Below are 22,244 nucleotides of genomic sequence, written 5' to 3' on the forward strand. Positions count from 1 at the left end.
GACAGTCAGCATGAACTCGAATTTGAAATGTTTGGCCAAAGCAACTGCCATCGCCTTGCTCTGGACGGTCACGGCTACGTCGGCGGACGAAGGTATGTGGATGCCGGGCCAGACTGCGGAAGTGGGCGCGGCCATGCGCGCGGATGGGCTCCAGATCGATCCCGCCCAGCTGGGCCGTCTGGACGCTGACCCGCTCAACGCGATCGTATCACTGGGCGGATGCTCCGCCTCGTTCGTCAGTCCACAAGGGCTGGTCGCAACCAATCATCACTGCGTCCATCCAATACCACCAGCAAGGAGGGCCAGGACTATCTCACAGACGGGTTTCTGGCGAAGAGCCCTGGGTGAAGAATTGCCCGCGGCGCCAGGCAGCCGAATCTATGTGATCGAGGACATGCGGGATGTGACCGCCGAAATGCTCAAGGGCGTCTCGGACAAGCTGAATGAGTTTGCCCGCTATGAGCGGCTCGCCACGAACCGCAAGGCCCTGATCGCCGCATGTGAAGGACAGCCCAATCGCCGCTGCGACGTAGGGGCCTATTATGGCGGCGCCTCCTACTATCTCCAGCAGAAGCTCGAAATCGAGGACGTGCGCCTTGTCTATGCGCCCGCGCTCGGCATCGGCAACTTCGGCGGCCAAACGGACAACTGGAGGCCGCGCCACACAGGCGACTTCGGCTTTTATCGCGCCTATGTCGCTCCTGATGGTTCCTCCCGGCCATATGCGCGCGACAATGTGCCTTACCGGCCGAAGAGTTGGCTACGCATAGCCTGTGAAGGCGTCAAGGAAGGCGACCTTGTGATGGTCGCCGGCTTTCCCGGCGCAACCCACCAGTTCCTGCGGCGGATGAAGTCCGGTTCAACTTCGCGCAATTCGAACCGCGGTTGCAGCCTTCGCTCTCGGATTATGCCGCCCAGATCAACCAGGCAACGGCAGGCAATCGCGAGGCGCAGATCCATTGACCGCCCGCTTCACAAATGGCTCGGCCTAAAACGCATGGGAAAAGCAGAAAAGGCAACAGATCGGCACCAGAATGAATATGGCCGCGCGAACTGACAGACGCGCCAACAATCGGCATCTCGCATGGTCGGTGGCACCGGAACCCACCCTGCTGGCGCGACTCCCATCAGGTCGTCGGGGTTTCGCTGGCGAAAAAAACTTCCGTGTGTCTCTGCGCGATTCCTCCCGCTTGCGCGTGCCTAGTCAACCAAAAAACTGACCATCTGCAGGATCAGGATCAGCAAAAAAAAGCCAAAGGCAGACGCCAAAACAGCTGCCTGCAGGACGATGCGTTGTTTCTTACCCACAGTTTCCCCGGGAGAGAGTCTGATGATAACCCTTAAAAAAGGGCGCCCGGGAACAGGGCGCCCTTCTCATCGACGAAATGCTCGGATTGGAGGTCCGTGATCAAGCAATTCGCCGAAAGCCTCTACAAGCCTCACACAATGGTTCAGCCGCAAATTAGGCTCACAGTTACTGCTTCGAACGCGGCAACGGGCTCTTCAATCCTCAGAACGAGCGCTGGAAGCGGAGGAGACCGCCGACGCTGTTCTTCTTGTCGGCATTGGTCCAGTTAGAGAAGTCCACATCCCCGAACTTGCCAGCGTGGAGATAGTCGACTTCGGCCGTGATCGTCAGACCAGGAACGATATCGTAGGCGACATTGGCGGCGATGCCGAGGTTCTTCCACTCGTCATACGCCGCCTGAAGGTTGAAAGAGGTCTTCTCGTTGAACTTGTAGGTGCCGCCGCCCCAGACGGCCCAGTTGCCACCCCACTGCTTGTAGAAGCCGCGGCCGCCGGCAGGAATAGCATAGGTCCCATCGGTTAGGTTGTCGTCGGTCCCATAGCCAGCCATAATGAACAGCGACAGTTCGTTGGTGGCGTTTACATCCAAGCGGACCTTGCCGGCTACCTCTTCGTAGTTGCTGTCGTAAGCCACGACGCCGGTGATGGCGCCCCAGCCCTGCGTGTACTTCACGCCGCCGACAAGATGCGGAACGTAGCTGTCGATCGTGCCGACGACGCCAGACCCCTCTTCGAGCGATACCACGGCGGAGAAGCCATTGCCGGCGTCGAAGTAGTACTGCACGACGTTGGTGTCGAAATCGCCGTAGGGAACGAGCGTATCGTTGAGGACGTTGCCGGCATAGCCGATAAACGTATCGAAGGCCGATTCGTCCTTGCCGACGCGAAGGCCACCGAGTTGGATCCAGGCGAAGTTCAGTGTGATGCCCCTGTTGAAGGCATAGTTCTGGGGACTGTCGGGACCCGAATAGGCGTTGCGGTTACCGAAATTGAATTTGGTCTCGGTGTATGTCTTCAAAGTACCGAGTTCGGTTTCCTGGCCGGTCCAAGTCCTTAGGTCAAAGCGGGCGTTCTTGCGCCAGGTGCCCTGGTCGCTGCCGTCTTGGACGTCGTGGGTCCGCGCCCCATCGTAGGAGCCAACGTCGCCAGCGCTGATGTCGTAACGGACATAGCCGCCGATGCGCAGGCAGGTTTCGGTGCCGGGGATGTAGAAGTAGCCCGAGCCATATACGTCGCAGATCTTGACGTATTCTGCCGGTTCCGGCTCGGCGACCGTCACCGCGTCGGCGGCGCGAGCACCGGAAGCTGCGATCAGAGCCGCAGCTGAGCCGAGAAGAAGGCTCTTGATGTTCATACTTGATCTCCATTCAATGATTTTGAAGGGGGCGAGGACGTCGATGGACGAACCGCTCCCTGTCCCCACGATCGAAAAAGATGCGCATCGCAATGCATCCTTCCCGGCTCGAACGCTATTCACCGGGCGAATTAGTGCAAGTTCAAATTCCGTTTGCCAACCACATATAGAAGTATCCGTTGCATTATTGTCACTAAATCCATTGTATTACTTGCACAAATTGAACAACTGTACATTTGAACAAATCGCACAATTGGTACATCTGCTTGTGCGCACTTACATAATGCGCGGAAAGCCATCGGCATCCGGCCAATTGTCAGATAGATTCAATCAGAGAAACAGCCTGGGCGGCGGATGAAACAACTTCTGTGTTCATACCTTCTCTGAGCAATTCGATAGGGACGCGACCCTTGAGAAGAGGCGAGGGGCTGATCAGCCACAGCCAAGCCAGTCTGGGATTGGAGATCGAGGAAAGGACCTGCCTGATTCCGGGCATAGGCCTGCCGTCGATGAACTGAGCTAGGGGAAATACATGCTTCCGGGAGCCTCTCCGAAAGGCAACCACATCATTGTGTCGCTGCCACCAGTACAAAGTGGACCGCGGTATTCCAAAACGTCTCTCGAGATGCGTCGACCCCGCAACTGGACCGGCCCATTCTGCAATGCGCGCGCCTTCTCTCGGGCAATCTTTCAGAACCGGATGCCCGAGCGGATGATCGGCTGCCCGTGGTCGCGAAGCGATCTCACCCGCCTGGGCGTTTAGCCGTCGCGCTGCTTCGGCCTCGAGCCTACCAAGAAATTCGGCGGCCACGGCGGTCAATTCGTTGGAAGGAGAACCCGAAGGCGCAACGGCAGCCTTGTCACCCTGCTTCGCCTCATCGCATTGGGCAAGAATGCGCTGCACCTCCCTCATGACAAAGCTTGAAAGCTCGGTCTGGCGCTTTTCATCCCCAAGATCACTCGACGCGGACATATCTGGCTTTCCCAATAGCATTCCCTCAGCAAGCCTCCGAAAGAGCGTTGAAGACATGAAGTTTGGGGGACGGCGATGTGTTGCGTTTTCGTATGCGCGCAACCTAGCAGCCGTCTTGCGGCTTCAACTTTTGCCTCTCAATAAAAAAGGGAAGAACATCAATGGACGACCGTCTTGCCCCCACGATCGAAACAGACGCACATCGCAGTGCACGCTTCACAGTGGGACGCTATCCGCGACGCTCATTTGTGCAAGTTTAAAGTTTAGCTTGCCAGCTTTATATAATTAGACGTTTCTTTTATGCAACACTTTTCCAAGTGTTACTTGCACAAATCGAACGTATCGCACATTTAGACGAACTGTACATTCGACAGCGACTTTGACGCATGCGTTTACTGGCGGTATACATCCTTCACCGTTGCCGCAAGGCATTGGCCCACTCGCGCGGCACCTCCTTCACGACAAAGGTTGAAAGCCCGTCCTCGGGCGTTTCATTTCCAAGATCACTTCGATCCACTCATACGGGCTTCCCGAGCGAGACCGTGGGTTCGGACTTGCGAATGAATTTCTCGTTATAATCGAATTGATTATAAGGGTATATTTCTACGTTGAGTATAAAGGATGTCAAGCCCGCGCCAGCGGCAATTTTGTCCGGGCGACCGCCGTTTCGTCGAGGACATGGTGGCGGAAGCGATAAAGCTTCGCCGGCCGACCGTCGGTGTCAAAAGCACTTTCGCCGGTCTCCTCCACCAGTTCCTGCTGCTCCATCAACCGGCGAAAGTTCTGCTGAAGCGCCCCTGCCGATGTAGTCGTCAACGCCGTCCGCGTCAGCGCATTGCCATCGGCGAGAAGCCAACGACATTGTTGATGACGAACGTAACGATCCGCGGCTTCAGAGAGGAATGCGCGCTTCGTCCAGATGGATGGAGTGGGCTGGCAGGTCCGGCGGCCGCGCCGTTGAGGATGCAGCATCGAGAGCCGCGCTCGCCGAGGATGACATAGGTCGAGATTCGCGCGCCGGAAGTCTTGCTCCATGTCTCCACGAATCCATTGGCAGGATCCCGGCTTCTTCGCAGTGGTCAGGGTCGAGCGTTATCGAACCGTGGTAGTTGAGGTTTGCTTCGGTGACGTGGATGCCGTGCAGCTTGCCGGCGACTATTTTTCGCATTGGTCCCGTTGTCCTATTCATCTCACAAAGTCAGTCCTGATGTTGAGCAGCTTCGCTGGGCTAAATCCCGACGACGAGCGCCCCGCCGCTGAGTCCCGCACCTGCCGCCGCCAGGAGTATTTTCTCGCCCGGCCGAAACGGCTCCGCTTGATTGGCGAGCGACAGTGAGAGCGGGATCGTCGCGGCGGAAGAGTTGCCATATTCGGCGATCGTTTTGACGATCAGGTGATCGGCAACGCCGAGGTTTCGCCCGACCGCATCGAAAATGCGAGCATTGGCCTGATGCGGCACGAACCGGTCGACATCCTGTGGTCGCACTCCGGCAGCGGCTAGCGCGCTTATCGAGCAATCGGTCATCATCTCGACGGCCTTTGCGAACACTTCGCGGCCGTCGGTCATCGTCATTCGGGTTTGCGCGAGGTCGAGGTCACCGTGGAACGGGATGTTGCTTCCTCCTGCGGGAATCTGGATCAGGCCGTATCGCGAGCCGTCCGAATCCACGGAGGCACCGAGAATCCCCCGATCAGTATCCTCGCACGGACCGATCACGACGGCGCCGGCGGCATCGGCAAACAGCACGGCGCTGGCGCGCTCAGAGGGATTGATGCGGCGGCTGAGGATATTGGCGGCGATAACAAGGCTCGCTTTGCCGTGCAGGCGGGTAAACCCGTCCGCAAACATCAGCGCATAGATGAAGCCGGCGCAGGCGCCGGTCAGATCGACAGCGCCGGCGCGGCCGAGCCCCAGCCGATGTGCGACCAGGGGCGCGCTGGGCGGCAGGAGGTGATCGGGCGTCGAGGTGGCAAGCAGCAGCAGACCGATGTCGTTGCGCGCAATGCCGGCGCTGGCCAGCGCCATGGCGCCGGCCTGCGCAGCAAGACCAGACAGCGTGTCTTCGTCCGTTGCCCAGAAGCGCGACCGTATTCCAGTACGCCGCTCGATCCAGCCCGGTTCGAGGCCGAGATTGTTCTCGATTTCGGCATTCGTCACCTTTCGGCCAGGCGCATGATGGCCAAACCCGAGAAGGCGCGACAACCTGCTCATGGCTTTGAGCCGAAGCGTTCGCCTGCCTCCTCGATCGCGTCATGGAGCCGATCGAGCTCGTCGCCGGTGACGCAATAGGGCGGCATGAGATAAAGGACATTGCCGAGCGGGCGCACAAGCAGGCCGAGCTCGAGGAAAAAGGCCCGCAGCTTAGGTCCGATCTCGGCCAGATAGCCGGCAGAGCCGGCGCGCAGGTCGAGAGCCAGGATCGTGCCGATCGCGCGGCTGTCGGTGAAGTTGGCATTGTCGCGAAAGCGTCGAAACCCGGCGGCCTGTCTCTCGCTCAAGGCCGCGATCCGCTCGGCCACCGGCTCGTCACGCCAGATCTCGACATTGGCGAGTGCTGCCGCGCAGGCAATCGGATTGGCCGTGTAGGAACTCGAGTGGAAAAACGTCTTCTTGCGATCCGCTGAATAATGAGCCTGGAAGATCGCATCGGTGGCAAGCGTGGCCGCCAGCGGGATTGCGCCACCGGTCAGGCCCTTCGAGGTGCACAGCATGTCCGGAGAGATGTTCGCCTGCTCGCAGGCGAACATGCTCCCGGTGCGGCCCCAGCCGGTCATCACCTCGTCGGCGATCAGCAGCGTGCCGGAGGCCTCAGTGATCCTCTTCAATTCGGACAGAACCGATGCCGGATACATCAGCATGCCGCCGGCGCCAAGCACCAGCGGTTCGACGATCAGCGCGGCGGCGCGCCGGTCGCGGCTGACGGCCTCGAATCTGTCCAGCGTTTCCTGCTCGCGGCCGGCGGCCGGGAAGGGAATGGTGTCGACTTCGAACAGCAAGGGTTCGTAGGCGGCGTTGAACACGCCACGGGCACCGACGCTCATCGTGCCGATCGTGTCGCCATGATAGCTGTGCTCCATGACGACGATGCGCGAGCGCGGCGCGCCGATGTTGCGGAAATAGCCGAGCGCCATCTTCAGCGCGACTTCGACGGAGGTGGAGCCGCTGTCGGAATAGAACACCCAGTCGAGTCCGGAGGGAGCGAGACCGACAAGCGCCTTGGCCAGGCGTTCGGCCGGTTCGTGCGTGAAGCCAGCGAAGATAATCTGGTCGAGGCTCGAGGCGGTCGTCTCGATCGCCTTCATAATGCGCGGATGGCGGTGGCCATGGGTGACGACCCACCAGGAGGAAATGGCGTCCAGGATGCGCGCGCCGTCGGCCTTGTGGAGATAGGCGCCTTCCGTCAGAACGATTTCAGGGATCGCCGGCTCGAGCGCGTGCTGGGTGAAGGGATGCCACACACGGGATTGCGACATCATTCGCCTCCGGCAATCAAAGCGAGGTCGAAGCCGGCAATCATCGCTTGTCTCAGCGTTTTGTCCGTCAGCGGATCGAGGTGCGGCAGCCTGCCGAGTTGCGGCACGTCGCCGAATTCCACGATCGTCCGTTGCGTATCGGTCATCTCATCGCCGATGAAGGCGATGCCAGCCAGCGGGATAGCGCGCGCCCGCAGGGCCTCGATCGACAGCAGGGTGTGATTGATTGTTCCGAGCGCGGTGCGGGCGCACAGAATGACCGGCAACTGCCATTGCTCGAATATGTCGATGAACCTTGTCCGGCGGTTCAGCGGCACCATCAGCCCGCCGGCACCTTCGATGACGAGCGGTGTCGGCAGGACCGGAAACGAAAGATCGGCAGCCTCGATCGAAACGTCGTCGATTTCGGCCGAACGATGCGGCGAAAGCGGGCTCTTCAAGCGGTAGGCTTCCGGCAGCACGCGCCCCGACGGCAGCCCGGCAAGTCGCGCAACCGCCTCGCTGTCGGTCTCGCCGTCGAGGCCCGATTGCACCGGCTTCCAGTAGAAACCGTCAAGCAGGCCGGCAAGCCCGGCCGAAAACACCGTCTTGCCAATTCCGGTGTCTGTTCCGGTGATAACGATGCGCTTGGTCATGTCGCCTCCGGTCATGTCTGAGCCAACACCTCGACGAGCGCCTCGACCATGGCGGAAATGTCGGCTTCGCCGATATTGAGCGTCAGTGAGATGCGCAGCCGCGACGTGCCCTCGGGCACGGTCGGCGGACGAATGCCGCGTATGTCGAAGCCGCGGGCCTGCAGGCGCGCCGCCACTGCCATGGTGCGCCTGACATCGCCGATCACCAAGGGCTGGATCTGAGAGCCACTTGGTATCACGCCGCAGCCATCGACCAATTGGCGGCCTGCGAGGCCGACGCGTTCATGCAGCTGAAAACGCCGCATAGGCTCGTCGGCGAGCATTGCGAGCGCTTCGCGCGCCGCGACCGCCATCAGCGGCGAGGGCGCGGTGGCGTAGATGAATGGCCGGCAACGGTTGATCAGATACTGGCACAGTGTCCTCGGCCCGGTCACGAGCCCACCAGATGCGCCGAGCGCCTTACCGCAGGTGTGGAGCGCGACGATGTTGTCGCGGCCCTCGAAAGCGGCGGCCAGCCCCCGGCCGTCCGGTCCCCAGACGCCGGTGGCGTGCGCCTCGTCGACGACGAGGAATGCCTCGTGCCGATCGGCAAGCGCGACCAGGCTCTCCAAAGGCGCGCAGTCGCCATCCATGCTGTAAAGGCTTTCCACCGCGATCCAGACGCATCCCATGCCGCCTTCGGCGCGCCAACACGTGATCGCATCCTCGACAGCGTTGGCGTCGTTGTGCGCGGCCAGCACGAACTGTGCGCGCCCGGCCTGCGCACCCTCATGCATGCTGGCATGGGCGAGTTCGTCGAGGACCAAAAGGTCGCCCTTCTGCGGCAGCGCCGTCAGCAGAGCGAAATTGGCGATGTAGCCGCTGCCGAAGAACAGCGCACGGTCGGCTCCAAAGAATGCCGCCGCGTCTGCCTCGAGCTGCTCGTGTTCCGGCGCATTGCCGCGCAACAGCCGCGATCCGGTGGCGCCAACCGGCGTGCCACGCGCAATCGCCGCCGCAACCGCTTCGCCAAGTCTTTTGGAGGCGGCAAGCCCGAGATAGTCGTTCGACGAGAAGTCGCGCCCGGCGCGCGGCCTCAGCGTCCTCAGCCGGTCCTTGCGCGCCAGTCCCTGCAAGGTCGCCTCATAGCGGGCAAGCGGTGCCCCGTTCATTGCGCCTCGAGTTCCATCGGCTCGATGCCAAGGCGCCGGAACAGCAATGTATCCTTGTCCTCACCGGGATTGTCCGCCGTCAGCAGCGTGTCCCCGACGAAGATCGAGTTGGCGCCGGCAAAAAAGCACAGCGCCTGCATCTCGTCGGTCATGGCGGTGCGGCCGGCGGAGAGACGGATATGCGATTTCGGCATCATGATGCGCGCCAGCGCGATCACGCGCACGAATTCGATCGGCTCGATGGGCTTGGCGTCGGCAAGCGGGGTGCCGGGGATCGGGATCAGCATGTTGATCGGAACGCTTTGCGGATGTTCCGGCAGGTTGGCCAGCGTCACCAGCATGCCGATCCGGTCCACCGGCTCCTCGCCCATGCCGACAATGCCGCCGCAGCAGACCTTGATGCCGGATTGGCGAACGTGCTCGAGCGTCTCGAGCCGCTCGGCAAAGCTCCGCGTGCTGATGATCTCGCTATAGTAGCGTTCCGACGTATCGATGTTGTGGTTGTAAAAGTCGAGACCAGCCTGCTTCAGTCGAGCGGCTTGCTCAAGATCGAGCATGCCGAGCGTCATGCAGGTCTCCATGCCCAGCGCCTTGACGCCTTCGACCATCGCCACCACCGCATCCATGTCGCGCGCCTTGGGGTTTCGCCAGGCCGCGCCCATGCAATAGCGGGTTGCGCCGGCGTCACGCGCCTTGGTCGCCTCGGCGACGACGCGCCGGACCTCCATCAGCTTCGACGCCTTCAGGCCGGTCTCGTGATGCGCCGACTGGCTACAATAGCCGCAATCCTCCGGGCATCCGCCCGTCTTGATGCTGAGCAGCCGGCTGAGCTGGACCTTGTTGGGATCGAAATTCTGGCGGTGCACGGTTTGCGCGAGGAAGAGGAGATTGTTGAAGGGAGCATCGTGAAGTGCCTGAGCCTTCTCCAGGGTCCACGCTCCAGGGTCAGGGGATTGAGCCTGTGGCGATGTCTGCGTTGGACTGGCTGTTTGCATGTCCATGCTGTTCCTCCGGTTCTGCCTTGCTTTGCTGTCTGATTGATGACGATCGGAAAGGACAGTTGATTCGATCCTGTCCGTTCCTCAGGCAATCATGAGCCCCAATAGTCGAGGCCGATATCCAAGATCGGCGCGCTGTGGGTCAGTCGGCCGACCGAAATCAGATCAACGCCGGTCGCGGCAATCGCTCGCGCTGTATCGGATGCGATCCCGCCAGAAGCCTCGGTGATAGCACGGCCGCCAACGATTGCGACGGCGCGGCGAAGATCGGCGAGGGACATGTTGTCGAGCAGAACCGCATCGGGAGCGAAGCCAAGTACCTCCTCCAACTGGGCCAGCGTATCGACCTCGACTTCGATCTTGACGAGATGACCGGCCCGTCTTCGTGCTCGCTCGAGCGCCGGGCGAACGCCGCCTGCGATGGCGATGTGGTTGTCCTTGATCAGAATTGCGTCGTCGAGGCCGAAGCGGTGATTGGATCCGCCACCTGCGCGCACGGCGTATTTTTCGACTGCCCGCAATCCGGGCGTCGTCTTGCGCGTGCAGACGATCTTCGCGCCATATCCACGAACCGCAGCGACGATCGATGCCGTTGCTGTAGCGATGCCGCTCAGATGGCACAAAAAATTGAGTGCCGTCCGTTCGGCTGTGAGAATGGCCCGGGCAGGGCCAACCACTGATGCAATGACCTCTCCATCCATGACATTGGAGCCGTCTGCCCGCTCCACCGAGATTTCGATATCAGGATCAATCAAGCGGAAAGCGAGCATCGCAAGATCGAGGCCGGCGACAACTCCGGACTGGCGCGCCGCCAGCACGGTTCCCGCTTGGTGTTCCTTCGGGACGATGGCCTCCGTGGTCAAGTCGCCGGCTCTGCCAAGGTCTTCAAGAAGGGCTGCCCTTACCAGCGGCTCAAGCATGACCGTGGGAAGCGGTGAGAACGTCATCACTTTGCCCCTTCGAGGCTTGGCGAATGTCCGAGTTCCCGCGCAGCGGCCAAGGCGGCTTCGAGGGTGATTTCGGACCGTCGGGCGACAGTCGCATGATGAGGAAAGTCTGTCCGGTAATGAGCGCCGCGGCTTTCTTGGCGCAACAAGGCGGCAACCGCGATCATTAGCCCGACAGCCGCCGCATCCGAGGCCGCGTCCTGGCTTTCGGCGAGCGGCAATAAGGCACGTGCGGCTGCTTTCAGACCTTCACCATCCCGGACGATGCCGAGTGCGCGCGACAGGAAAACACGCACGGGTATCGGAGCGGGCGATGGGTAAACGTCCGCAACCGCAGGCCTTGTTCTGCGAGCAGGCGTTCCGGCGACACTTTCAGCGACCCAGCGCGCGCACACGACGGCCTCGGTCAAGGAATTGCTGGCGAGCCTGTTGGCGCCATGCAGTCCTGTCGAAGCGACTTCGCCGCAGGCCCACAGCCCCTTGACGGAGGTCCTACCGGAGCCGTCCACGGCAACGCCACCCATGTGGTAGTGTTGGGCCGGACGAATGGGGATGAGATCGCGCGCGGGATTGATGCCGGCTCCACGACAGGCTGATGCGATTGTCGGGAAGTGTCGAGCAAATTCCGGGCCAGGCCGTTGCCGCGCGTCGAGAAAAACACGGTGGCCGTTGGCAAGATGGTTCCAGACGGCGCGCGCCAAGACATCACGAGGCGCAAGTTCCGCCCCTGGCACGCTCTGGAGAAAAACCTGGCCGGTTTCGTCGATCAGGGCAGCACCTTCGCCGCGGACGGCCTCGCTGACCAGCACCATAGGGCGTTCCGGGCCGTCAAGCGCGGTCGGGTGGAACTGGATGAACTCGAGGTCGGCAAGGACAGCTCCAGCGCGGGCCGCAAGCGCCAGGCCCTGTCCACAACTGCCCGAAGGATTCGTGGTGTCGAGAAACAGTCCCCCGATCCCACCGGTGGCGAGGACGACCCGCCGTGAGCCGAAGAAGACAGGTCCTATCGAACCGCTCGCCCAGACGCCTCGGATCGCATTCTCTCGCACCGCCAGCCGGCGCGCTTCCACGCCCTCCACGACAACAATCGAGGGAGTGGAACGCACAGCCGCGATCAGGGCACGCATGATCTCACGCCCGGTGCCGTCACCATGCGCATGAACGATGCGACGTCGGCTGTGTGCGGCCTCCAATCCGAGGCACAGTGATCCTTTCGGCGTACGGTCGAAGGGAACCCCAAAGCCCGCAAGCCCCTCTATCGCCTTGGGCGCGGCTTGGAGGATGCGGCTCGCCACGTCTCTGTCGCAGAGACCATCCCCGGCGGCAAGCGTATCGGCCAGGTGCAGTGCCGGATCGTCGTCTTCGCCGAAACTTGCAGCCAGACCACCCTGTGCCCACGTGCTCGAATTGTCAGCTCCCAGCAGCGTCCTGGACAGAAGCAGCACCGGCTCCGGCGCCAGTTGAAGCGCGGTCATCAATCCGGCGATGCCGCCGCCGATGATGATGGGCCGCCCGAAGGAGCTGCGGACATCGGCGCTCAAATTGCCAGCATCCGTTCGACCGCAAGCCGCGCGCGCCCGGCGATCCCGGGTTCGATGGTTACGATATGGTGGTTCTGCTCGAGCGCTATGCGGATGTTGGCAAGCGTGATCCGCTTCATGTGAGGGCACAAATTGCAGGGCCGGATGAACTCGACCTCTGGGTGCGCTAACGCGACGTTGTCGCTCATCGAACATTCCGTCATCAGCACGACACGTGCCGGCCTTTGCCTCTCGACATAGTCGGACATGGCAGCGGTCGAGCCGGAAAAATCTGCTTCAGCCACGACGTCGGGCGGGCATTCGGGATGCGCGAGCACGATCACGCCGGGATGGCTTTCGCGCAACTCGCGGATGTCGGCCGGTGTAAAGCGCTCATGCACCTCGCAATGCCCTTTCCAGGCGATGATCTGCACATCGGTCTGGGCGGCGATATTCTGGGCCAGATATTCGTCCGGCAACATGATCACCTGGGGAACGCCAAGGGATTGGACGACCGCCTTGGCGTTGCCGGATGTACAGCAGATATCCGACTCGGCTTTCACTTCGGCCGACGTGTTGACATAAGTGATGATCGGCACGCCGGGATAACGCTGGCGCATCAAGCGCACGTCTTCTGCCGTGATCGATTCCGCCAACGAACAGCCTGCCCGCAGGTCGGGAATGAGCACCGTCTTTTGCGGATTGAGCAGCTTGGCCGTTTCGGCCATGAAATGTACGCCGGCCAGCACGATGACTTGCGCCTCGATCGTCGCAGCCGTGCGGGCCAGTGCCAAGCTGTCGCCGACGATGTCGGCCACGCAATGGAAGATCTCGGGGGTCTGATAGTTGTGCGCCAGGATGATGGCGTTGCGCTCGCGCTTCAGTGCAAGGATCGCCTCGATATCCTCGACGAAAGCCGGCCATTCGATCGGCGGGATCACTCGTCGGACGCGCTCGTAGAGAAACGCGGTCGCAGGCAGCATGGCGCTCATCGACCCCTCCCAGCTTATACTCTAGGTGAAAATAACTAGCATATACTTGCTGTGAGTATAAGCGATGTCAACCCCGCGCCAGCGGCAATTTTGTCCCGGCGATGACCCTCTCGTCGAGAACGGCGTGGCGGAATCGGTAAAGCTTCGCTGGCCGGCCGCCGGTCTCCGCGGTTGCCTCTCCGGTCTCTTCGACCAGCTCCTGCTGCTCGATCAGCCGGCGAAAGTTCGGCTTACGCACGAGCCTGCCGGCAAGCGCCTCCACGGTTCGCTGCAGCTGCAAAAGCGTGAAGACCGGCGGCATCAGCTCAAAGACGACCGGCCGGTATTTGATCTTGGAGCGCAGCCGCGCAATGCCGGTCGCCACGATGCGGCGATGATCGGCGACCATAGACTTGCTGGGCACCAGCGGAGGCAGCGTCGCGTCCCGTCCGCTTCCGGCCTCTTGGACCAGGCCTGCTTCGTAGACTAACTCATAGCGTTGAAGCGTGAGTTCCTCGTTCCAAAGGCGGTCGTCGAAGCCGAAGGCTATCGTCGCCCGCTGCCAGCGTTCACGTCGCGTGGCCGCGTCGCTGACGCCGTCTGCCCATTCAATCAGGTGCGGTCGCAGAACGTCCAGCACGACCGGAGGCGTGCCGGAGCGGTGGTCCTCCCATGGAAAATATTCATACCAGCTCTGCCAGCCGCACTTGGGCGAGCCAGCTGCCTGTTCCTTGCGGGTCAATGCGAGATAGCTGATGGAGATGACGCGCTGCTGGCGCTCGGCGCCGATGCGATCCCGATCCGCGAAGGTGTAGAGTTGCTCAATGTACCCCAGCGGATGGCCGGTCTGCTGCTCGACCCACCCCCTCAAACCGGATTGCAGCGATCGGTGCTCAAGCGCAAATGGTCCGGAGGGAAGGGTGTCCGCCTGGCCGATGGTGAGGACACAGGGTTCACTGTCGTTTACGGCGACGACAAAGGCGATCAGGTCCACTTTGACTTCGTCGGCCTTGACGGCGGCTCTGTCTTTCCTGGGTCCTTTTGCCTGATCGTCCATGTTCGCGAAAGTGGTTGGCCAGCTCGGGGGCGCCTGAATCGATTTAAGTGTAAGCGCGCCTGTCCGCACGTCAACACCGCACAGCTGCACGGCCGTTTTTTAGCTCTTCGCACTTGCACAGAAATGTGGCAAACGCGACACCCGCGGTTGGTAACGTTGGGGAAGGAGGGTCCATTGAGTGCGTTTGGTGACACCAAGGCGATCACACCGCCGGATATTCGTTCGCGCAAAGGTGGGACGCCGCTCGTCTGCCTTACCGCCTACACGACGCCAGTCGCCCGGCTTGTCGATCCCCATTGCGATGTGGTGCTGGTCGGCGACAGCGTCGGCATGGTTCTCCACGGCCTGCCCTCGACGCTCGGTGTGACGCTGGAGATGATGATCACGCACGGCCAGGCCGTGCGCCGTGGCCTCGAGCAGGCGCTGATGGTCGTCGACCTGCCGTTCGGTTCCTTCGAGGAAAGCCCCGAGCAGGCTTTCCGCAATGCCGCGCGCGTCATGGCCGAGACCGGCTGCGCGGCCGTCAAGCTCGAAGGCGGCGAAACGATGGCAGAGACGATCGGCTTCCTCGCCGCGCGCGGCGTGCCGGTCATGGCCCATGTCGGCTTGACGCCGCAGGCGATCAACACCATCGGTGGCTACCGCGTGCAGGGCAGAGGCGGGGATGCCGAGCGCATCAGGCGCGACGCGCTTGCGGTGAGCGAAGCGGGCGCCTTTGCGGTCGTGCTGGAGAAGGTTCCCGAGGCGCTCGCCCGCCGGATCACCGGGGAGGTGGCGACCCCGACCATTGGCATCGGTGCCTCGGCAGCCTGTGACGGCCAGATTCTCGTCGTCGACGACATGCTGGGCCTCTTCGGCGACTTCCGGCCCAAATTCGTCAAGCGCTATGCTGAACTGGGGGAGGCCGCTGCGGCTGCGATCGCGGCCTATGCGCGGGAAGTGAAGGAGCGCCAGTTTCCGGCCGCCGAGCACGTGTTTGCCGATGCGCCCAAGCCCGCCGACGCGGACGCGGCCAAGAGCGGAGAAGCAGCGTGAGCGTGCCGATTGTCAGGAGCGTTGCCCAGCTTCGCCAAATTGTCGCCGCATGGCGCCGCGAGGGCGTGAGGATTGCCGTGGTGCCAACGATGGGCGTCCTGCATGAGGGTCATCTCAGCCTGGTGCGCGCGGCACTCGAGAAGGCCGACCGGGTGATCGTGACGCTCTTCGTCAACCCGAAGCAATTCAACAGCCAGGCCGATCTCGCCGCGTATCCGAGCACCGAGGACGAGGATGCCGCCAAGCTGGCACCGCTTGGCGCGCACCTGCTTTATGCGCCGGATGCAGAGGAAATGTATCCGGCGGCCTTCGCCACGACCGTTTCGGTGTCCGGTGTCAGCGAGGGCCTGTGCGGTGCCTTCCGGCCGGGACATTTCGATGGCGTGGCGACCGTCGTCGCCAAGCTCTTCCTGCAGACCAGCGCTGACTTCGGCTTCTTTGGCGAAAAGGACTTTCAGCAGCTTCAGCTAGTCAGGCGTATGGCCCGGGACCTGGATATTCCAATCACCATTGTTCCTTGTCCGACAGTCCGCGAAGCCGACGGTCTTGCACTATCATCGCGCAATGTCCGGCTCTCGCCAGCAGAGCGTGCTGTTGCCCCCGAGCTACCATCGGTCTTGCTCGAGACGGCTGAGCGGCTTGCCCGCGGCTCGCCCGTCCTGCCAACGCTTGCCGAAGCGCGCGCAGCAATTCTGGCTGCGGGCTATCGCGAGGTCGAATACCTGGAACTTCGCGACGAGGCAGATCTGCGACCCATGACAAGCCTTGACCGACCTGCACGCTTGCTTGTCGCGGCCTGGCTCGGCGGCACACGGCTCATAGACAACGTCAGAATATCACGGGTTTCAACAGATTAACGGGGTTCTCGGCACGCGCTGTATCCGTCCGGGATCGTTTAAAACAAGGTCTCTGCCCGGCATCGAGCGATCACGGAGGTTACGCAAAGCGCAAATGCATCGCGTGTTTGAGAACTTCGTCGAGCAACTGTCTGCAAGTGTTGATGCTGCCGATCTCCGTGAGGCAATGGCATCCGCTGCAGCCGGCTTCGATTTTCCGCTATTCGCCTATTTCACTTACCCGTCGGCCCCCGGCGACGCCCCGCAATTGATCTCAAACTATCCTTCATCCTGGACATCACGTTATCTGCAACAGCGGTACCACAGTCTTGATCCGGTCATCCTGCGCGGGCTGCAAGGCTGGGATACCTTCGATTGGGGTGTGGATCGCGCTCGGCACTGTCTGCCGAATTCGCAGCAACAAATTCTGGAGAGTGCGGCTGAGTTTGGCATCCGCGGCGGCCTGACGATATCCATGCATGATCATCGCGGCCGGTTTGCTGCCCTGACCTTTGCTTCCGACGAGTCCCGCCCGCCTCTGTTGCGGTCACTGACACGTTACGAAAAAGCATTGCAGCTGGTGGCCATCAACTTTCATATCCATGTCCGGCGCAGGCTCGCCGACGATCGCGTGGTGGATGGTGTAACGCTCACCCCGCGGGAGTTCGAGTGCCTGAAATGGGCGGCGCGCGGCAAGTCGGCTTGGGTTATCAGCCAGCTTCTCGGCGTCTCAAAGCGCACCGTGACCTTTCATCTGGAAAACGCCAAGGCAAAGCTTGGCGTTCGAACGATCAACCAGGCCGTTGCACGACTGGCTGCCTCCGGCCAGGCGAGATCCTGATTCGTCGGCCACGATAGCTGTAAACCTCTACAGGCTGCATCGCTGCCGGCTTTGCCCTTCGATGGCGGGAACACATCCCGCACGGAGGCGACCATGATGCAGCTGATAACACCAGACCTTTACGACGAGTTCGCAAGCGAGCTCAAAGAGATGCACGGGCTCAGGTTTCGGGTGTTCAAGGAAAGGCTCGATTGGGAAGTTGATACCGAAGACCAGATGGAAACAGACCCGTTTGATGGTCTGGAGCCTGTCTATCTGCTCCTCAAGGGATCCGACTGGCGAATTCGCGGTTGCGTGCGTCTTTTGCCCAGCACCGGACCCACAATGTTGCGCGACACGTTCCCGGTGCTGCTGGGTGCTGACGTCGTGCCCTCGACCTCCGACATATGGGAGAGCAGTCGTTTCGCGCTCGATCTCCCTCCGTCGGCGCCCAAGGCAGCGGGCGGACTGGCCCAGGCAACCTACGAGCTCTTCGCGGGCATGATCGAGTTCGGCTTGGCCAAGGATCTGACCCGGATAGTAACGGTGACGGACACGCGCATGGAACGGATCCTTCGCCTCGCGACGTGGCCATTGTCGCGCATCGGACAACCCAAGTCCGTCGGCAAAACGGAGGCGGTGGCCGGGTTTCTCGAGATTTCCCGCGCGAGCCTTTTGCGCATCCGCAGCAGGGGACGTCTGAGCGGACCGGTACTGTGGCAACCGGTTCTAGGCCCGTCGGCATAGCGCCATTGTGGACACCTGAGCCGTGAAGGATGCTGGTCTGCCCAAGGAAGCGACGGTCGGTCTTGTATGCTGGCCGGACTGGCGTCGTCACGAAGCTTACCACTACGCCAGACGATTGCCACGCACTGCCTGGGCCTGGGAGTTTCTTCGGCGCAATCCACAATTTCAGCGCGACCACGCCAAAATGGCACCGTCCGCCTACATTGTCGGAGCCCAGGCCGACATGAAGATAATCGAGTTGACGACAGGATCATCTTTCCTAAGACAATGGAGCCTCCTTTTTCGCGGACGCGCCACAGTCGGACGCTACGTCGGCAAGGGTATTTTGGGATCCGCGCGACTGCGCCCGTATTCTACGAGCGGCCGCGGAGCCGGTTGGGCTCGACCACGATTTTGAACCGCTTGATCTCCCTTCGCTCTCATGCTGCAAGGACATCCTGCTGACACCTGCCGGCGTGCAGCACGTGCTGCTGAGGGAGGACTGCCGGAGTCTGCAGATCGCCCTTTCCGGTGCATCCGTTCTCCGCCCGTTGCGGCTATATGTCGACGCGATCGTGCAGCCGCAGCACCTGAAGTTCCATGTCGCTGCCCTTCAGTTCCTGAACGACATCAATGGTTGCGGCCGCCTGGCAGCTGCTTGCTTTCCGCCGGAACCCCGCGGAGCGCGTCTGCGTATCGTGCTCCAGGCTTTGGATGGCTCGCTTGCGGGAGCATCTCATCAGGAGATCGCCATTGCCCTGTTCGGGAGACGCCGTGTCGAAGAAGATTGGTCTCATCCAGGTAGCCATCTTCGCGATCAGGTGCGTCGCGCCATCCAACGTGGCCGCTACCTGATGGGCGGCGGCTATAGACAGTTCCTGATGTAATTCGGGTGACAGCTTGGTGATTGTCTTATTCGAAAACGCGCAGGCATCAATCTCCATTTCTCACTGCTATTGTGCCTTGTACAAGACGTGACACGCGCCTACTTCTTCCGCTGCGGGAATCGGGTTTGAGTAATACGGACGAAGCACTGAGAACCAACGTTTTCGTGATAGTGCATTCATGCCCCGAGAATCCTGATGACCGTTACGAACCCCGACAAAGCCGGCGCTGACTGAAACGGTCGCTGAACGTGCTCTGTGGCCTGCGCCGCCTGACTCTCGGTTTCGGCTATGCCGACTAACAGCGTATTGATAGGCCATCGCGGGCTAAGCTCTACCGGCGAAAGCCGCGTCAAAGCGGCAGGCAATCAGAAACTAGATCGGCGGCGACGATGATTATGATCAACGTGACGAACACGTGAATCATGCCGACGGCGCCGACGTTGCCGATGATGATGATGCCGACCATGCGTCGCTGATGCTGCCTAACTACAGTGCTGTGTGATCATGCCGATCACCGCGTGACCACGAGCGGCGGCGCTTCGTGTCAGGTGCGTGGCCGGGATGATCGCGCATGGCCGATTGTTCCTTCGTGCCGCGGGGTGTGGGCTTGCGTTCGGTCATGAGGACGTCAGGCGCAACGAGGAAGTTAGATCAGGGCCCCAAACGCGGCTTATCCATGGGGTGGATGATAGCTATCCCTACAATCAATTATACCAATATTACCCAATACTACTAGAAGATCCCCCAATGAAAGCGGCCGGATGGGTATCCGTCTCGCGTAGGCTGAAGCTGCCGGCAAGAATGGGAAGACGAACATGTGCGGGATTGTTGGCATCGTTGGGCAACAGACGGTGTCGGATCGGTTGGTCGACGCATTGAAGCGTTTGGAATATCGCGGCTATGATTCCGCCGGCGTTGCGACGATCACCGAAGGTGTCTTGCACCGCCGGCGCGCCGAGGGCAAGCTCGTCAATCTCGAGAGGAGACTGAAGGAAGAGCCGCTGAGCGGCAACATCGGCATCGGCCACACGCGTTGGGCAACCCATGGGGCCTCGACGGAACGCAATGCGCACCCGCACTTTGCCGACGGTGTCGCCGTCGTCCATAACGGCATCATCGAGAATTTCACCGAGCTGAAGGACGAATTGGCGGCGGCTGGCGCCGAGTTCCAGACCGACACCGACACCGAGGTCATCGCGCATCTCTTGGCAAGACACCGCCGGGAGGGCATGAGGCGGCAAGAGGCGATGCGTGCCATGCTGAAACGCGTCAGGGGCGCCTATGCGCTTGCCGTCCTCTTCGAAGATGATCCGTCGACCATCATGGCGGCGCGCAACGGACCACCGCTGGCGATCGGTCACGGCGACGGCGAGATGTTCCTGGGCTCCGACGCGATCGCGCTTGCTCCCTTCACCAATGAAATTACCTATCTCATCGAGGGCGACTGGGCCATTGTCGGCAATTCGGGCGCCCATATCTTCGATTTCGACGGCCATCCCGTCGAGCGTCCGCGCCATACCTCCACGGCCGCGGCCGATCTGGCCAACAAGGGCAACCATCGCCACTTCATGGAGAAGGAAATCTACGAGCAGCCCGAAGTCATCGCCCATGCTCTCCGTCACTATAGCAACATCATAGAGAATCGCGCCGACATGGTTTCTGGCATCGATTTCGCCAGGATCCCGAGCTTGGCGATCTCGGCCTGCGGGACCGCCTATCTCGCCGGACTGATCGGAAAATACTGGTTCGAGCGCTATGCGCGCCTGACGGTTGAAATCGACGTTGCGTCCGAATTCCGTTACCGCGAGATCCCGTTGTCGCCGCAGTCGGCGGCTCTTTTCATTTCGCAGTCCGGCGAAACCGCCGATACGCTCGCATCGTTGAGGTACTGCAAGGAGCGTGGGCTGAAAATTGGCGCTATCGTCAATGCCTGCGAATCGACCATCGCTCGGGAGGCCGATGCGGTCTTCCCGATCCTTGCCGGACCGGAGATTGGCGTCGCCTCCACCAAGGCGTTTACCTGCCAGCTTGCGGTTCTAGCCGCACTCGCCATCGGCGCCGCCAGAGCCCGCGGGACCGTAACCGAAGACGAGCTGCAGGCGCTCGTCAGGAGCCTCGCCGAAGTGCCGCGCGTCATGGGCCAGGTACTCAACAGCATCCAGCCGGAGATCGAGTTCCTGTCGCGCGAACTGTCAAAGTGTCGTGACGTCCTGTATCTCGGCCGTGGCACCAGTTTCCCGCTAGCCATGGAAGGTGCGCTGAAGCTCAAGGAGATTTCCTACATCCATGCCGAGGGCTATGCGGCGGGTGAATTGAAGCACGGTCCGATCGCATTGATCGACGACAACATGCCAGTGATCGTCATCGCGCCCCATGATCGCTTTTTCGACAAGACCGTCTCCAACATGCAGGAAGTGGCTGCCCGTGGAGGGCGGATTATCCTCATCACCGATGAAAAAGGGGCAGCCGCATCGAAACTCAACACCATGCACACGCTCGTGTTGCCGGCTGTCGACGAGATTATCGCGCCGATGATCTTCTCGCTGCCGATACAGCTTCTTGCCTACCACACGGCGCTCTTCATGGGCACAGACGTAGACCAGCCGCGCAATCTCGCAAAATCGGTCACGGTCGAGTGATTGTGAACCTTTATAGGTGGCGATGCTTGTCCATCTTCGCTGCATCGGCGGTGGAAATTGGTCGAAGGTATCAGCGTCCGCGAGGCTGGGTGGACGGTGCCGCGAATAGCCACTGGAGGCGTCAGTGAGAGTTCGAGTTGCTGTTCAAGAAAGCCATCGGGGAGAATGAGTCGTGTAGGATCGCAGGTCGAATGCGCTACAGCCGATCAGGCCATCTCATGGCGGGCAGGTTCTTAGAACTTGATCAAAAGCAGGTGAGCCGCCATATTCCGACCCGGCTGCCAATTTCAAGTGGCCCATTCCATGGATGAGGCCGGTCCGGCCGAATGGACGTCCATTTTTTTGATTTGCTGGGTGTGCGCCAGGGTCGGGGAGGAAATCTCCCGATTTGTCAGGCGCTCCCATCTTCTTGGAGATGTTTATGAAGGATTCGCGCATTCCCGAGCCAGTCTTGACGGCTATGTCGCAGGGGACCCACATCATCCGCGCTTATCGTGAGCACCTTGGGTATTCAATCGAGGACCTCGCGGTCGCGTGCGGGCTTGCCGCTCAGGAAATCCAAAACATCGAGCGGGGTCTAAAGTACAATAAGGGCTATCGGAATCGGATAGCGAGATCGCTGTCCATACCTGTGGGAATTCTTGAGGCAGAGTCGGACATATCGGACGCCGCCTGATCAGTCGGATAATCTGCAATGGGTGGAAGACCGCTCTTGTGATGTGACGTTTGCGGCTGATAGTCGTCGCTTGATTCCGTTGTACGCGAATGCCTTCTGGCGCAGTACCGCCAAGAGAATTCTCGTCCACTGTCCGAGTCAGGAACTGCACGCGGGCTCGCCGAACAGGAAGTTGGAACGCTTCGTCATGCTGTCTTAGGCGATATAGCCGCCCGGAGTGCTGCGACACGTGCACGA

General features: G+C 61.1%; 20 protein-coding genes and 2 pseudogenes. 9 read left to right on the forward strand and 13 right to left on the reverse strand.

Annotated features, from left to right (window positions below; translation table 11 throughout):
• A partial coding sequence (locus NKH01_RS33630; RefSeq protein WP_353024577.1) for a S46 family peptidase occupies window positions 1–1,057 on the forward strand: 1,057 nt, incomplete at its 5' end.
• A gap of 453 nt (window positions 1,058–1,510) precedes the next feature.
• Here NKH01_RS33630 and NKH01_RS33635 read toward each other — a convergent pair.
• The 13 genes and pseudogenes from NKH01_RS33635 to NKH01_RS33695 form a co-directional block, all read right to left on the reverse strand.
• Complete coding sequence (locus NKH01_RS33635; RefSeq protein ID WP_352492857.1) at window positions 1,511–2,662, reverse strand: porin; 1,152 nt, start codon at window positions 2,660–2,662, stop codon at window positions 1,511–1,513.
• 316 nt (window positions 2,663–2,978) lie between these two features.
• Window positions 2,979–3,635, reverse strand: coding sequence for an antitoxin Xre/MbcA/ParS-like domain-containing protein (locus NKH01_RS33640; RefSeq protein WP_353024578.1), 657 nt, complete (start codon window positions 3,633–3,635; stop codon window positions 2,979–2,981).
• Window positions 3,636–4,259: 624 nt separating this feature from the next.
• Window positions 4,260–4,466, reverse strand: a pseudogene (locus tag NKH01_RS35405) (NrtR DNA-binding winged helix domain-containing protein); the annotation flags it as partial.
• Window positions 4,467–4,495: 29 nt separating this feature from the next.
• Window positions 4,496–4,803 (reverse strand): annotated as a pseudogene (locus NKH01_RS33650) (aspartate 1-decarboxylase); the annotation flags it as partial.
• A 60-nt stretch (window positions 4,804–4,863) separates the two neighbouring features.
• Window positions 4,864–5,847 carry a 3-oxopimeloyl-[acyl-carrier-protein] synthase BioZ gene (bioZ, locus tag NKH01_RS33655; RefSeq protein WP_353024579.1) on the reverse strand — a complete coding sequence of 328 codons (984 nt, stop codon included), beginning with the start codon at window positions 5,845–5,847 and terminating at the stop codon, window positions 4,864–4,866.
• Complete coding sequence (locus NKH01_RS33660) at window positions 5,844–7,109, reverse strand: adenosylmethionine--8-amino-7-oxononanoate transaminase (protein WP_353024580.1); 1,266 nt, start codon at window positions 7,107–7,109, stop codon at window positions 5,844–5,846. The genes bioZ and NKH01_RS33660 overlap by 4 nt, the downstream gene beginning before the upstream one ends.
• Window positions 7,109–7,744 carry a dethiobiotin synthase gene (bioD, locus tag NKH01_RS33665; protein ID WP_023679599.1) on the reverse strand — a complete coding sequence of 212 codons (636 nt, stop codon included), beginning with the start codon at window positions 7,742–7,744 and terminating at the stop codon, window positions 7,109–7,111. The genes NKH01_RS33660 and bioD overlap by 1 nt, the downstream gene beginning before the upstream one ends.
• 11 nt (window positions 7,745–7,755) lie before the next feature.
• Window positions 7,756–8,895 carry an 8-amino-7-oxononanoate synthase gene (locus NKH01_RS33670; protein ID WP_353024581.1) on the reverse strand — a complete coding sequence of 380 codons (1,140 nt, stop codon included), beginning with the start codon at window positions 8,893–8,895 and terminating at the stop codon, window positions 7,756–7,758.
• Window positions 8,892–9,890: a biotin synthase BioB gene (gene bioB, locus NKH01_RS33675; RefSeq protein WP_352496596.1), complete on the reverse strand. Its 999-nt coding sequence runs from the start codon at window positions 9,888–9,890 to the stop codon at window positions 8,892–8,894. Before bioB ends, NKH01_RS33670 begins: the two co-directional genes overlap by 4 nt.
• Window positions 9,891–9,985: 95 nt before the next feature.
• Complete coding sequence (gene nadC, locus NKH01_RS33680; RefSeq protein WP_352818791.1) at window positions 9,986–10,840, reverse strand: carboxylating nicotinate-nucleotide diphosphorylase; 855 nt, start codon at window positions 10,838–10,840, stop codon at window positions 9,986–9,988.
• The gene (locus tag NKH01_RS33685) at window positions 10,840–12,381 is read right to left on the reverse strand and encodes an L-aspartate oxidase (RefSeq protein WP_353024582.1); all 1,542 of its coding nucleotides are present in this window, start codon (window positions 12,379–12,381) and stop codon (window positions 10,840–10,842) included. The genes nadC and NKH01_RS33685 overlap by 1 nt, the downstream gene beginning before the upstream one ends.
• Window positions 12,378–13,352 carry a quinolinate synthase NadA gene (nadA, locus tag NKH01_RS33690; protein ID WP_352690214.1) on the reverse strand — a complete coding sequence of 325 codons (975 nt, stop codon included), beginning with the start codon at window positions 13,350–13,352 and terminating at the stop codon, window positions 12,378–12,380. Before nadA ends, NKH01_RS33685 begins: the two co-directional genes overlap by 4 nt.
• 67 nt (window positions 13,353–13,419) lie before the next feature.
• On the reverse strand, window positions 13,420–14,388 hold the full coding sequence (locus NKH01_RS33695; RefSeq protein WP_353024583.1) for an NUDIX hydrolase: 969 nt from the start codon (window positions 14,386–14,388) through the stop codon (window positions 13,420–13,422).
• A gap of 174 nt (window positions 14,389–14,562) precedes the next feature.
• On the opposite strand from NKH01_RS33695, the gene panB reads away from it, so the two are divergent.
• The 8 genes from panB to NKH01_RS33735 all read left to right on the forward strand — a co-directional run bounded on the left by panB (window position 14,563) and on the right by NKH01_RS33735 (window position 22,007).
• Window positions 14,563–15,423, forward strand: coding sequence for a 3-methyl-2-oxobutanoate hydroxymethyltransferase (gene panB / locus NKH01_RS33700; RefSeq protein WP_352549642.1), 861 nt, complete (start codon window positions 14,563–14,565; stop codon window positions 15,421–15,423).
• Complete coding sequence (gene panC / locus NKH01_RS33705; protein ID WP_352756779.1) at window positions 15,420–16,280, forward strand: pantoate--beta-alanine ligase; 861 nt, start codon at window positions 15,420–15,422, stop codon at window positions 16,278–16,280. The genes panB and panC overlap by 4 nt, the downstream gene beginning before the upstream one ends.
• 94 nt (window positions 16,281–16,374) lie before the next feature.
• Complete coding sequence (locus NKH01_RS33710) at window positions 16,375–17,100, forward strand: LuxR family transcriptional regulator (protein WP_352474702.1); 726 nt, start codon at window positions 16,375–16,377, stop codon at window positions 17,098–17,100.
• Window positions 17,101–17,193: 93 nt separating this feature from the next.
• Window positions 17,194–17,826 carry an acyl-homoserine-lactone synthase gene (locus NKH01_RS33715; protein WP_353024584.1) on the forward strand — a complete coding sequence of 211 codons (633 nt, stop codon included), beginning with the start codon at window positions 17,194–17,196 and terminating at the stop codon, window positions 17,824–17,826.
• Between the two features lie 22 nt (window positions 17,827–17,848).
• Window positions 17,849–18,223, forward strand: a complete 375-nt coding sequence (locus NKH01_RS33720) for a transcriptional regulator domain-containing protein (RefSeq protein WP_353024585.1) — start codon at window positions 17,849–17,851, stop codon at window positions 18,221–18,223.
• Between the two features lie 157 nt (window positions 18,224–18,380).
• On the forward strand, window positions 18,381–18,692 hold the full coding sequence (locus NKH01_RS33725) for a DUF2285 domain-containing protein (RefSeq protein ID WP_245278728.1): 312 nt from the start codon (window positions 18,381–18,383) through the stop codon (window positions 18,690–18,692).
• Window positions 18,693–19,507: 815 nt separating this feature from the next.
• Window positions 19,508–21,331: a glutamine--fructose-6-phosphate transaminase (isomerizing) gene (gene glmS / locus NKH01_RS33730; RefSeq protein WP_352700391.1), complete on the forward strand. Its 1,824-nt coding sequence runs from the start codon at window positions 19,508–19,510 to the stop codon at window positions 21,329–21,331.
• 460 nt (window positions 21,332–21,791) lie between these two features.
• Window positions 21,792–22,007 (forward strand): helix-turn-helix domain-containing protein, encoded by a 216-nt coding sequence (locus NKH01_RS33735; RefSeq protein WP_352453550.1) that lies wholly within the window; start codon window positions 21,792–21,794, stop codon window positions 22,005–22,007.
• The last annotated feature ends 237 nt before the right edge of the window (window positions 22,008–22,244 follow it).

Source organism: Mesorhizobium sp. M1403, from assembly GCF_040317695.1.
GTDB lineage: Bacteria > Pseudomonadota > Alphaproteobacteria > Rhizobiales > Rhizobiaceae > Mesorhizobium.